This window comes from Spirosoma arboris (assembly GCF_009754945.1).
GTDB classification, from domain to species: domain Bacteria; phylum Bacteroidota; class Bacteroidia; order Cytophagales; family Spirosomataceae; genus Spirosoma; species Spirosoma arboris.
The window spans coordinates 1-206 of record NZ_WPIN01000099.1; the positions used below are offsets into that span (position 1 = coordinate 1).

Consider the following 206-nt stretch of genomic DNA (forward strand, 5'->3'; position numbering starts at 1 on the left):
TGTAATCGTCGGAGCTCGACAACCCCCAACCCGCCATATTTCTTACGCTCCGGCGCCCCGGTTCCAATTGTAAAAGGTAGCCTCGCTGATGCCCATTTTTCGACATACTTCGGCCACGGCTACTCCAGTCTCAGCTTGCTTGAGAGCAAAGACGATGGCTCCGGCCACCCGGTTGCGCTTCGGTGAACTTGGTTTTCTTCATGGCA

1 pseudogene is annotated in these 206 nt (G+C 55.3%); it reads right to left on the reverse strand.

The features are described 5' to 3' along the window. A pseudogene (locus GO755_RS40785) lies at positions 1–202 on the reverse strand (transposase); the annotation flags it as partial. Positions 203–206: the final 4 nt, after the last annotated feature.